Consider the following 12,220-nt stretch of genomic DNA (forward strand, 5'->3'; position numbering starts at 1 on the left):
TATGCCGTCCGTTTAACGCGATATGCCGTTCGCGGGTGCCCCGGATTAACGCAATGTGCCATTTGTCATGCCCACGGGTTCCTCCGGCACGGCGATCAGGCCGAGCTCGGCGGGGGTGGCCACGAGCGGGTGGTACGGCACGACGCGCACGGTGTATCCGAACGCGCCCGTACGGTCGAGCGGCACCGTGCCCGTGTAGTGGGCCCGCCCGTCGTCGCCCGCCGAGGCGACGGTGAGCTTCGCGTACGTCGGGCGCATCAGCTCGTCGTGCGGCCCGACCTTGCCGTAGGCGGCCTCGACCAGCACGTCGTCGGGCTCCAGGTCGCCGAGCGCGATCGTGGCGTGCAGCTCGATGGAGGCGCCCACCTCCGGCGTGTCCCCCACGCCGGTGGCCTCGACGTGCTCGACGCGCACCCCGGGCCAGGCCCTGGTGACCCGGACCCGCCAGGCCGCGAACGCCTTCGCGGGCGCGTACGAGTCGGCCGACAGCGCGTTGGCCGCGGCGGCGGCCGGGTTGTACAGGTCGACCACGTAGTCCCGCAGCATGCGCCCGGCCAGCACCTTGGGGCCCAGCGAGGTGAGCGTGTGCTTGACCATCTCCATCCAGCGCCGCGGCAGCCCGTCCACGGGACGGTCGTAGAACCGGTCGGCCACCTCGTGCTCGATCAGGTCGTAGAGGGCGGCGGCCTCCAGCTCGTCGCGCCGGTCGGCGTCCGTCACGCCGTCGGCGGTCGGGATCGCCCAGCCGTTGGTGCCGTCGTACCACTCGTCCCACCAGCCGTCGCGGATCGACAGGTTGAGCCCGCCGTTCAGCGCGGACTTCATCCCCGAGGTGCCGGACGCCTCCAGCGGGCGCAGCGGGTTGTTCAGCCAGACGTCGCAGCCCTGGACCATGAGCTGGCCCAGCGCCATGTCGTAGTCGGGCAGGAAGACGATGCGGTGGCGCACGTTGGCCTGGTCGGCGAACTTGACGATCTGCTGGATCAGCTTCTTCCCGCCCTCGTCGGCGGGGTGCGCCTTGCCGGCGATCACGATCTGGACCGGCTTGTCCGGGTCGAGCAGCAGCTCGGTGAGCCGCCGGGGATCGCGCAGCATCAGCGTGAGCCGCTTGTACGACGGCACCCGCCGGGCGAAGCCGATGGTCAGCACCTCGGGGTCGAGCGCGTCGTCGATCCATCCGAGCTCGGCGTCCGAGGCGCCGCGCTCGCGCCACGACCTGCGCAGGCGCACCCGGGCGCCCTCGACGAGCCGCTGCCGCAGCGTGCCCCTGATCTGCCAGAGGTCGGCGTCGGAGATCTTCTGGATGCCCTCCCAGCCGCGGGCCCGCTCCAGCAGCGAGGGCAGCTCGCGCTCGGCCAGCTCCATGAGCTCCCTGCCGACCCAGGTGGGCGCGTGCACGCCGTTGGTGATCGACCCGATCGGCACCTCGGCCACGTCAAATCCGGGCCAGAGATCCTTGAACATCTCCCGGCTGACCTTGCCGTGCAGCACGGAGACGCCGTTGACCCGCTGGGCCAGCCGCATGCCCATGACGGCCATGTTGAACCGGGTGGGATCGGCCTCGGCGCCCAGCGCCAGGATCCGCTCGACGGGCACGGTCGGCCAGGCGTTCGCGCCGCCGAAGTGGCGCTCGATCATGTCCACCGGGAACCTGTCGATGCCCGCGGGGACGGGCGTGTGCGTGGTGAACACCGTGCCCGCCCGCACCGCCTCCAGCGCCTCGTCGAACGACAGCCGCGCCTCGGTGAGCTCGCGGATGCGCTCCAGGCCGAGGAAGCCGGCGTGCCCCTCGTTCGTGTGGAACACCTCGGGATCGGCGTGCCCGGTGATCTTGCAGTACGCCCTGATGGCGCGGACGCCGCCCACGCCCAGCAGCAGCTCCTGCATGAGCCGGTGGTCGGTGCCCCCGCCGTAGAGGCGGTCGGTGATGTCGCGGGCGGCCGTGTCGTTCTCGGCCACGTCGGAGTCGAGCAGCAGCAGCGGCACCCGCCCGACCTGCGCCACCCACACCTGCGCGTGCAGCTCGCGCTCGCCCGGCAGGGCGAGGCGGATCTTGACGGTCTCGCCGCCGGCGTCCTTCAGCAGGCTCAGCGGCAGGCCGCCCGCGTCGAGCGACGGATAGTGCTCCAGCTGCCAGCCCTCCGGCGACAGGGACTGCGTGAAGTAGCCGTGGCGATAGAGCAGGCCGACCGCGAGGATGGGCACACCCAGGTCGCTGGCGGCTTTGAGGTGGTCTCCGGCCAGGATGCCGAGACCACCCGAATACTGAGGGAGGGCGGCGGCGATGCCGTATTCCGGGGAGAAGTACGCGATGGCCCGCGCCCCGTCGGGGAGCGTCTGGTACCAGCGCGGGGAGGTCATGTATTCGCGCAGGTCGTCGGCCGCGTCGGCGAGGCGACGCAGGAAGCGGCGATCTGCGGCCAGCTCGCGGAGCCGGGCGGGGGTCACGGCGCCGAGCAGGGCCACGGGGTCGTGACCGACCTGCTCCCAGAGGGCGGCATCGACCTCCGCGAAGAGGTCCAGCGTCTCCGGGTGCCAGGACCAGCGGAGATTGTGGACGAGCTCGCCGAGGGCGGCCAGCTCCGCGGGCAGGACGGTGCGGACGGTAAACCGGCGGATTGCTCTCACGTTTCTGCACCCTACGGGCTAGGAGGGACCTCTCAGTCCTTCACCCCCATGAAGGCCGTTCAAACCCCTTCCGGGAACAAGCATGAAGACGGGCGATTGGGGCAACTTTCCTGAATGTTGGCACTCCCGCGGACACTCTCGGGAGGTCTATCCGCTGCTGTCCACTATTTACATGCAAGGATCGTTCCTACCACGGTGGTCCGCGTCCAGCGGCTCACCACCGGGACGCGGAGTCTGCACCCACGCCAAGCCTCCGGCGGCACCGAGCGCGCCGTCGCCAACCCTTGAATGCGATGATCGGACGAATTCCCATCACGGACATCTCCCCCGTCGTCGACTGCGGGCAGTGGCCCGCCAAGGCGGTCGCCGGCGAGACCTTCGAGGTCTCGGCGACCGTGTTCAGAGAGGGCCACGATGCCGTGGCCGCGGGCGTGGTGCTCACCTCGCCCGATGGGCAGCGTGCCCGCCTTAAACGGATGCGCGAGCTCGCCCCGGGCACCGACCGCTGGGCCGTGGAGGTCTCCCTTCCCGCCGAGGGTGACTGGCTGTTCCGGGTGGAGGCGTGGAGCGACCCGATCAGCACCTGGCTGCACGACGCCGAGATCAAGATCCCCCGCGGCATGGACGTCGATCTGATGTGCGAGGAGGGCGCCCGGCTGTTCGAGCGGGCGGCGAAGGCCGTGCGCACGGCCGACTGCCCCAACGGCAAGCCCAAGAACGGCTCCAACGGCGGTTCCAACGGCGGCTCGAACGGCGGCTCCAAGGGCAACGGCAACGGCGACAGCGCCTGCGGGCACCGCGCCGCCCTGCTGTCGGTCTCCGCCACATTGCGCGACGAGGAGCTGGACCCCAGGGCCCGGCTGTCGATCGCGCAACTGCCGGAGACGGCCGCGCTGCTGGAGTCGCACCCGTTCCGGGAGCTGGTGACCAGGTCCAAGTCGCACAAGATCAGGGTGGACCGGCGCCGGGCGCTGTACGGCTCCTGGTACGAGTTCTTCCCCAGGTCCGAAGGCGCGGTCGTCAACGAGCACGGCATCTCCAAGTCCGGAAATTTCCAGACTGCTGCCAAGCGCCTCCCCGCCATCGCCAAGATGGGCTTCGACGTCGTCTACCTGCCGCCGATCCACCCCATCGGCACGACGTTCCGCAAGGGCCGCAACAACACGCTCAGCCCCGAGCCCGACGAGCCCGGCTCCCCGTGGGCCATCGGCTCGGAGGACGGCGGCCACGACGCCATCCATCCCGACCTGGGCACGTTCGAGGACTTCGACGTGTTCGTCGGCCGCGCCAAAGAGCTGGGCATGGAGATCGCGCTCGACTTCGCGCTCCAGTGCTCGCCCGACCACCCGTGGGTGAAGGAGCACCCCGAGTGGTTCACGATCAGGGCCGACGGCTCCATCGCCTACGCCGAGAACCCGCCGAAGAAGTACCAGGACATCTACCCGATCAACTTCGACAAGGATCCCGAGGGCATCTACGCCGAGGTCAAGCGGGTGCTGATGCGCTGGATGGCGCACGGCGTGCGGATCTTCCGGGTGGACAACCCGCACACGAAGCCGGTCGGGTTCTGGGAGCGGCTGCTGGCCGACGTGCACACCACCGACCCCGACGTGATCTTCCTGTCGGAGGCGTTCACCAGGCCCCCGATGCTGCGCATGCTGGGCAAGGTCGGCTTCCACCAGTCCTACACGTACTTCACCTGGCGCACCACCAAGCCCGAGGTGGAGTCGTACCTCATGGAGCTCTCCCACGAGACTTCCGCCTACGTGCGCCCCAACCTCTTCGTGAACACGCCGGACATCCTGCACGAATACCTGCAGCACGGCGGCATCCCCGCCTTCAAGATCAGGGCTGTGCTGGCCGCGCTCGGCTCGCCAAGTTGGGGGGTTTACTCCGGATATGAGCTTATAGAGAATATTCCGGTACGCCCCGGCAGCGAAGAATACCTAGATAGCGAGAAATATCAGTACAAACCTCGCGATTGGGTTACCGCCGAACGTGAGGGGTGGAGCCTGGCGCCCTTCATCACCCACCTGAATTTGTTCCGAAGAGCGCATCCCGCACTGCAGGAATTGCGTAATCTACGGTTCCACAGGGTCGACCAGCCGGACATCGTCTGCTTCTCGAAGCGGCTTCCCGGCGCCTATGATCCGGCCACGCGTAGGCACGGTCCGGGCGACGTGGTGCTGGCGGTCGTCAACCTGGATCCGCACCATACCCACGAGGCGACCGTAGACCTTGACCTTCCTGCCATCGGACTCGACTGGAACGCCGAGTTCGTCGTGGACGACGAACTCTCGGGTGAGTCGTACCGCTGGCGGCAGAGCAACTACGTACGCCTCGATCCCCACATCCAGCCTGCCCATATTCTCACCGTACGAGCCGCGCCACGGTAAGAACTGAATTCAGCGGGGAGTCTTCAACGTGTGTGAAAGCGCCTCCGTCATGAGCCGCTCCCGGAGTGGCTCATGAGCTCAACCACACCCATTCCCAACACCTTTGACGAAGAAAAGCCGCGCGATCCGTACTGGTACAAACGCGCGGTTTTCTACGAGGTCCTGATCCGGGGTTTCGCCGACTCCAACGGCGACGGCACCGGCGACATCAGGGGCCTCATCGACAAGCTCGACTACCTCCAGTGGCTCGGGGTCGACTGCCTCTGGCTGCTGCCGCTCTTCGAGTCGCCACTGCGCGACGGCGGTTACGACATCGCGGACTTCATGAAGATCCTGCCCGAGTTCGGGGACCTGGGAGACTTCGTGAAGCTCGTGGACGAGGCGCACAAGCGCGGCATGCGCGTCATCGCCGACCTCGTCATGAACCACACCAGCGACGCCCACCCGTGGTTCCAGGCCTCGCGCCACGACCCCGAGGGGCCGTTCGGCGACTTCTACGTGTGGTCCGACACCGATGAGAAGTACCAGGACGCCCGGATCATCTTCATCGACACCGAGACGTCCAACTGGACCTACGACCCGGTGCGCGGCCAGTACTACTGGCACCGCTTCTTCCACCATCAGCCGGATCTCAACTACGAGAACCCGGACGTGCAGGAGGCCATGCTGGAGGTCCTGCGCTTCTGGCTGGACCTGGGCATCGACGGGTTCCGGCTGGACGCGGTGCCGTACCTCTTCGAGGAGGAGAGCACCAACTGCGAGAACCTGCCGAGGACCCACGAGTACCTCAAGCGGATCAGGGCCGAGATCGACCGGCTCTACCCCGACCGGGTGCTGCTCGCCGAGGCCAACCAGTGGCCGTCGGACGTGGTGGAGTACTTCGGCGACCCGGTGGGCGGCGGGGACGAGTGCCACATGGCCTTCCACTTCCCGCTGATGCCGCGCATCTTCATGGCCGTACGCCGGGAGTCCCGCTATCCCATCTCCGAGATCCTGGCGCAGACGCCGAAAATTCCGGAGCACTGCCAGTGGGGCATCTTCCTCCGTAACCACGACGAGCTGACGCTCGAGATGGTCACGGACGAGGAGCGCGACTACATGTACGCCGAATATGCCAAGGACCCCCGCATGCGCGCGAACGTCGGCATCCGCCGCCGCCTGGCGCCCCTGCTGGAGAACGACCGCAACCAGATCGAGCTGTTCACCGCGCTGCTCCTGTCGCTGCCCGGCTCCCCCGTGCTCTACTACGGCGACGAGATCGGCATGGGCGACAACATCTGGCTCGGCGACCGCGACGGCGTGCGCACGCCCATGCAGTGGGACCCCGACCGCAACGCCGGCTTCTCCGACTGCGACCCCGGCCGGCTCTACCTGCCGGTCATCATGGACCCGATCTACGGCTACCAGGGCCTCAACGTCGAGGCCCAGCAGCGCAACGCCGGCTCGCTGCTGCACTGGACCAAGCGCATGATCGAGATCCGCAAGCGGCACCCGGTGTTCGGGCTGGGCGGTTACGCGGAGCTCAACTCCTCCAACCCCAGCGTGCTCGCGTTCGTCAGGGAGCTGGGCGACGACCGGATGCTCTGCGTGAACAACCTGTCACGCTTCCCCCAGCCGGTCGAGCTGGACCTGCGGAGATTCGTCGGCGTCTCCCCCGTGGAGACGATGGGCGGGGTCCCATTCCCGGCAATTGGCGAACTTCCGTATCTTTTGACGCTTCCTGGGCATGGGTTCTACTGGTTCACACTCCCGCCGGCCATCATCCAGGAGGAGTAGGACGTGCTGAGCGAGCCCCTTGCCGCATGGATCGGTCGTCAGCGTTGGTTCGGCGGCAAGGGGCGGGTGATCGACGAGCTGTCGATCGAATCGGACGTCGAACTGACGTCCGGGCTCAGACATCTGATCGTCGCCGTGTGGCAGGAGGGCTCGCGCGACCGCTACCAGCTCCTGCTCGGCGAGCGGACGGAGCTCCCCGACCGCCTGGCGCACGCCCTCATCGGCACCATCGGCGACACCTACCTCTACGACGCCGTACACGACTCCGAGCGCATGAGCTGGCTCCTCGAAGGCATGGCCCACGACGTGAACGGCAACGGCCTGCGCCTGCGGCACGTGCCGGACGCCGCCATCGACACCTCCCAGCGCAGCCTGGTGCTGGGGGCCGAGCAGTCCAACACCTCGCTCGTGTACGGGGACGCGTACATCTGCAAGCTCTTCCGCCGCCTCATCCCCGGGGTCAACCCCGAGCTGGAGATCGTCACGGCGCTGGCGGCCAGGGGCGCGCCGCACGTCGCGCAGCCGTACGGGTGGATCGAGACCGACCTCGACGGCACCGACACCACGCTCGGCTTCATGCAGGAATTCCTGTCCAACGCCAACGACGGCTGGGACCTCGCCCTCACCAGCGTCCGCGACCTGTACGCGTCGCTGCCCGAGCTGCCGGCGGCCGAGGCGGGCGGCGACTTCGCGGCCGAGTCGCTGCGGCTCGGCAGCGCCACCGCGCGGGTTCACCACGAGCTGGCCGCGGCCTTCCCCACGGACGTCATCGAGTCGCACGAGGTCAAGCGCATGGCCGAGGCGTTCCGGCGGAAACTGGGCCGGGCCGCCGCTGAGGTGCCCGAGCTGCGCCGGCACGTGACCGCCATCGAGGACGCCTACCACCAGGTGGAGCTGCTCACCCACGAGGTGCCCGTGCAGCGGGTTCACGGCGACTACCACCTGGGCCAGGTCATGCGCACGCCCACGGACTGGGTGGTGCTGGACTTCGAGGGCGAGCCCGGGCAGCCGCTGGCCGAGCGCAGGGCGCTGTACTCGCCGCTGCGGGACGTGGCGGGGATGCTGCGCTCGTTCGACTACGCGGCCAGGCACCTGCTGGCCGGCCACTCCCAGGCCGAGCGGCTGGAGCCGCGGGCCCAGGAGTGGGCGGACCGCAACCGGGCGGCGTTCCTGGAGGGGTACGCCGAGGGCGGCGGCGTGATCTCGCGGGGCGACGCGGCGCTGCTGCGGGCGTTCGAGCTGTCCAAGGCGGTGTACGAGGTCGTCTACGAGGCCCGTAACCGCCCGTCGTGGATCTCGATCCCCCTGGCCGCCTTCCGCCCCCGCTAGAGCTCTTCGATCAGCCCCGAAAGCCCCTCGTGGGCGAGTCCCCTGGCAACGCGCCGGTCGATGACGGTCTTCATGGGCAGCAAGAGATCCGGCTTGACGCCCTGCTCCTCGAAGGCGCGGACGAGGTTCTCCATGCCCGACCGGTTGATCTCCAGGTTGGACACCTCGGTCCGGTAGTCGCCCGCCTCGATGTCCGCCACCCAGCGGGGCAGCTGCGCGGACATGGCGTTGATCCACGGAATCAGCAGTTCGGTGGTGAACTCCATCAACGGATACTTGGCCGACCTCACCAGCGCGAGGGCTTCCAGGGCGCCGGCCATCTGGCCGTACATGCCGGTCAGCATGGCCAGGTCGAGAAGGGAGGCCATGCCGGTGTCCTCGCCGGTGTAGCGGGCCGCGGCCATGGCCCCGAACGCCTGCTCGTAGCGCTCGAACGCCGGCCGGGAGCCGCTGTAGAGGATGAGCGCGCCCGGCTGGGCGATCATCTGGGGCACGGCCATGATGCCCCCGTCCAGGTAGTCGCCGCCGCGCTCGCCCACCCAGGCCGCCATCTCCGGGGCCTCGGCGGGGCGGCCGGTGGTGAGGTTGGCGACGACCCGGCCCGCCAGCGGGGCGTCCTGGAGCACCTCGAGGACGGAGGGGTAGTCGAGCAGGCAGACGATCACCAGCGAGCTCGCATCGACGGCCTGCGCCGGGGTGGCCGCGAGGGTCGCGCCCCTGGCGACGAGGGGGTCGGCCTTGGCCGGTGTACGGTTCCACACCGTGACGTGGTGGCCCGCCTCGATGAGGCTCGCCGCGAGCGCGGTGCCCATGAGGCCGAGGCCGAGCACGGAGATATTTTCCGACATTTCGGTGTTCCTTCTGAATAGGTGTGATGCGTTCACCCTGCAGGTGGGCGGTTATGGTCTGGTTCGGGGTCGGTTACGGGGGTGGGGATGCGGTTCGGGGTGCTGGGCCCGCTCGCGGTGTGGACCGCGGACGGGGAGCCGGTCAAGGTGCCGGAGGTCAAGGTCCGGGCGCTCCTCGCCGACCTGCTGATCCACGCCGGCCGCCCCGTCTCCGCGGACCGGCTGATCGAGGACCTCTGGGGCGAGCGTCCCCCGGCGAACGCGTCCGGCGCCCTCCGGGTGAAGGTGTCGCAGCTGCGCCGGGCGGTCGGCGGGCTGGTCGCGTACCGGGCGCCCGGGTACGTGCTGCAGGTGGAGCCGTCCTCCGTGGACGCGGGGCTGTTCGAGACGCTGATCGGGCGCGCGCAGCGGGCCTCAGGGCCGCAGGAGCGGGCCGCGCTGCTGCGCGAGGCGCTCGGGCTGTGGCGCGGGGACGCCTACGCCGAGTTCGCCGGCGAGCCGTTCGCCCTGGCGGCGGTGGCGCGGCTGGGCGAGCAGCGGCTGGCGGCCCTGGAGGAGCTGGCCGAGGCGCGGCTCGGGCTCGGCGAGCACGTCCTGCTGGCGGCCGAGCTGGCCTCCCTGGTGGCCGAGCATCCGCTGCGCGAACGGCTGCGCGCCGCGCACGTACGGGCCCTCTACCTGGCCGGACGGCAGAGCGAGGCGCTGAGCGGCTACGAGGAGCTGCGGCGGCACCTGTCGGAGGAGCTGGGCCTGGACCCCGGGCCGGAGCTGGCGGCCCTGCACCAGGCGATCCTGCGGCAGGACCCGTCCCTGGGCCCGGTCGCGCGCCCGCGCGGCAACCTCCCCGCGCCCTTGACGAGCCTGGTGGGCCGGGACGAGGCGGTGGCCGAGGTCCGCTCGCTGCTGCGGGCCGGCCGCCTGGTGACGCTCACCGGCCCCGGCGGCGTCGGCAAGACCCGGCTGGCCCTGGCCGCGGCCTCGGGCACGGGCGGTGACGGGTGGCTGGTCGAGCTGGCCGCGCTGCTGCCGGGGGCGGCGGAGGTCGAGGTGGCCGAGGCGGTCGCGGCCGTGCTCGGCCTGCGCGACGACACGGCCGGGCCGGGCGCTCCGTACGAGGGCGCGGTCGAGCGGATCGCGGGCGCGCTCGCGGGCAGGGAGCCGCTGCTCGTACTGGACAACTGCGAGCACGTCGTCGAGCAGGTCGCCGCGCTGGCCGGGCGGTTGCTCCAGGCCGCGCCGGGGTTGCGGATCCTGGCCACCAGCCAGGAATCGCTGCGGATCGAGGGCGAGGCCCTGTGGAGCGTGCCGCCGCTGACGCGGGAGGCGGCGGTGGAGCTGTTCGCGGCGCGGGCCGGGGTGGAGCCCGACGAGGACGTGGCGGAGATCTGCGCCCGCCTGGACGGCCTGCCGCTGGCGCTGGAGCTGGCCGCGTCCCGGATGCGGGCGCTGACCCCGCGCCAGCTCGCCGACCGGCTGGACGACCGGTTCAGGCTGCTCGCGTCGGGGCTGCGCGGCGCTCCGGCCAGGCAGCGGACGCTGCGGGCGATGATCGACTGGAGCTGGGAGCTGCTGACCGGCCCCGAGCGCGTCGTGCTCCGGCGGCTGGCCGTGCACGCCGACGGCGGCACGCTGGAGGCCGCCGAGGAGGTGTCCGCCGACCCCGGCGTGGACGTCCTCGACGTGCTGGCCAGGCTGGTGGACCGCTCGCTGGTCGTCCGGGTGCGGGCGCCCGGCGCCGAGCCGCGGTACCGGCTGCTGGAGTCGGTCGCGGCCTACTGCCTGGAGCGGCTGGCGGAGGCCGGTGAGCTGGACGAGGTGCGGCTCAGGCATGCCGCGTACTACACGGCGCTCGCCGAGCGGGCGGAGCCGTACCTGCGGGGGCACGGGCAGCGGGACGCGCTCGCGCTGCTCGACGCCGAGAGCGCCAACCTGCGGGCGGCGCTGGAGACGGCGGTGCGGCTGGCCCGGCCCGGCGAGGCGGTGCGGCTGGTGAACGCCATGGCCTGGTACTGGGTGCTGCGCGGCAGGCTCGGCGAGGGCCAGCGGGCGCTGGAGGCCGCGCTGTCCGTCCCGGGCGCGGCGGGGCCCGCCGCCGCGCAGGCCAGGGTGTGGCTGGCCGGGCTCCGGATGCTGGCGGGGTGGTTGGAGCCGCCTGACCACGCGGTGTTCGAGGCCATCGAAGGGCGGTCGGAGCGGGCCAGGGCGCGGTGGTTCATCGGGTACGCGATGTTCGGCTACGACGACCTGTCGGCCAGCCGGGCCCTGATCGAGCAGGCGCTGGAGACGTTCCAGGAGCTGGGCGACAAGTGGGGCACGGGCGCGGCGCTGAACGTGCTGGCCCGCTACGCCGCCACCCGCGGCGACCTGGCGGCGCTGCGGCGCGACGGCGAGCGGGGGCTGGCGCTGTTCAGGGAGCTCGGCGACCGGTGGGGCGAGCTGCGGGCCGCCGAGAACCTCGGCACGCTTGCCGAGATCACCGGCGACTATGAGCGGGCCACCGAGCTGCGCGCGGACGGCCTGCGGATGGCGGAGGAGCTCGGGCTGTGGAGCTCGGTGTCCGACGCGCTGTCCCGGTTGGGGAGGATCGCCCTGCTGACGGGCGACCACGCGCGGGCCGACGACTATCACGAGCGGGCCAGGCGGCTGGCCGTGGAGCAGTCGAACCGCCCGGCCGAGGAGTTCGCGGAGCTGGGCCTGGCGCTCGCGGCGCGGCGGCAGGGCCGCCTCGACGAGGCCGAGCGGCGGCTGCGGGCCTGGCTGGGCTGGGTCAGGGACGTGGCCGGCGAGCCGGGGGCGGCGCTGATCCTGGCCGAGCTGGGGTTCGCGGCCGAGCAGCGGGGCGACGCGGCCGCCGCCCTGGAGCTGCAGCTGGAGGGGCTCAGAGCGGCCCGCAGGGTCGGCGACCCGAGGGCCACCGCGCTCGCGCTGGAAGGGCTGGCGGGCGCGCGTGCCCTGGGCGGACGCCACGAGGAGGCGGCGCTGCTGCTGGGCCGGGCGGCGGCGCTGCGGGCGGCCGCGGGCGCGCCGCTCCCCGCCGGGGAACGGGGCGACGTCGACCGGATCACCGCCGCGGTCCGGGCGGCTCTCGGGCAGGAGGCGCTCGACGCGGCTCTGGCGCGCGGCGCGGTGACGGAGCCGGAGAGGTTGGATCCAAGCCTGGTATAAGGCAGGTTAAACCCAGGATTTCGCACTTTCGGTGATTGTCCCGGTGAAAGCGGGCAGTGCCTGGGATGGACGGTCATC

The 12,220-nt window shown here is 70.9% G+C and carries 6 protein-coding genes; 4 read left to right on the forward strand and 2 right to left on the reverse strand.

Going from position 1 to position 12,220, the window contains the following annotated elements:
* Positions 1–45: 45 nt before the first annotated feature.
* Complete coding sequence (glgP, locus tag H4W80_RS27380) at positions 46–2,628, reverse strand: alpha-glucan family phosphorylase (RefSeq protein WP_192787710.1); 2,583 nt, start codon at positions 2,626–2,628, stop codon at positions 46–48.
* Positions 2,629–2,921: 293 nt separating this feature from the next.
* Here glgP and H4W80_RS27385 point away from each other — a divergent pair, with 293 nt between their 5' ends.
* From H4W80_RS27385 to H4W80_RS27395, 3 genes are all read left to right on the forward strand, one after another.
* The gene (locus H4W80_RS27385; RefSeq protein ID WP_192787711.1) at positions 2,922–5,024 is read left to right on the forward strand and encodes an alpha-1,4-glucan--maltose-1-phosphate maltosyltransferase; all 2,103 of its coding nucleotides are present in this window, start codon (positions 2,922–2,924) and stop codon (positions 5,022–5,024) included.
* Positions 5,025–5,096: 72 nt separating this feature from the next.
* Positions 5,097–6,800: a maltose alpha-D-glucosyltransferase gene (treS, locus tag H4W80_RS27390; protein ID WP_192787712.1), complete on the forward strand. Its 1,704-nt coding sequence runs from the start codon at positions 5,097–5,099 to the stop codon at positions 6,798–6,800.
* A 3-nt stretch (positions 6,801–6,803) separates the two neighbouring features.
* Positions 6,804–8,129 (forward strand): maltokinase N-terminal cap-like domain-containing protein, encoded by a 1,326-nt coding sequence (locus tag H4W80_RS27395; protein WP_192787713.1) that lies wholly within the window; start codon positions 6,804–6,806, stop codon positions 8,127–8,129.
* Here H4W80_RS27395 and H4W80_RS27400 read toward each other — a convergent pair.
* Positions 8,126–8,977, reverse strand: a complete 852-nt coding sequence (locus tag H4W80_RS27400) for an NAD(P)-dependent oxidoreductase (protein ID WP_192787714.1) — start codon at positions 8,975–8,977, stop codon at positions 8,126–8,128. The genes H4W80_RS27395 and H4W80_RS27400 overlap by 4 nt on opposite strands.
* Positions 8,978–9,064: 87 nt before the next feature.
* Here H4W80_RS27400 and H4W80_RS27405 point away from each other — a divergent pair, with 87 nt between their 5' ends.
* On the forward strand, positions 9,065–12,142 hold the full coding sequence (locus tag H4W80_RS27405; RefSeq protein WP_192787715.1) for an ATP-binding protein: 3,078 nt from the start codon (positions 9,065–9,067) through the stop codon (positions 12,140–12,142).
* Positions 12,143–12,220 lie beyond the last annotated feature (78 nt).

This window comes from Nonomuraea angiospora (assembly GCF_014873145.1).
In the GTDB taxonomy this organism is placed as follows: Bacteria; Actinomycetota; Actinomycetes; order Streptosporangiales; family Streptosporangiaceae; genus Nonomuraea; species Nonomuraea angiospora.

Coding starts and splice junctions, on each gene's coding strand:
- H4W80_RS27385 (WP_192787711.1), top strand. CDS start 2,922: ATGATCGGACGAATTCCCATCACGGACATCTCCCCCGTCGTCGACTGC.
- treS (WP_192787712.1), top strand. CDS start 5,097: ATGAGCTCAACCACACCCATTCCCAACACCTTTGACGAAGAAAAGCCG.
- H4W80_RS27400 (WP_192787714.1), bottom strand. CDS start 8,977: ATGTCGGAAAATATCTCCGTGCTCGGCCTCGGCCTCATGGGCACCGCG.
- H4W80_RS27405 (WP_192787715.1), top strand. CDS start 9,065: ATGCGGTTCGGGGTGCTGGGCCCGCTCGCGGTGTGGACCGCGGACGGG.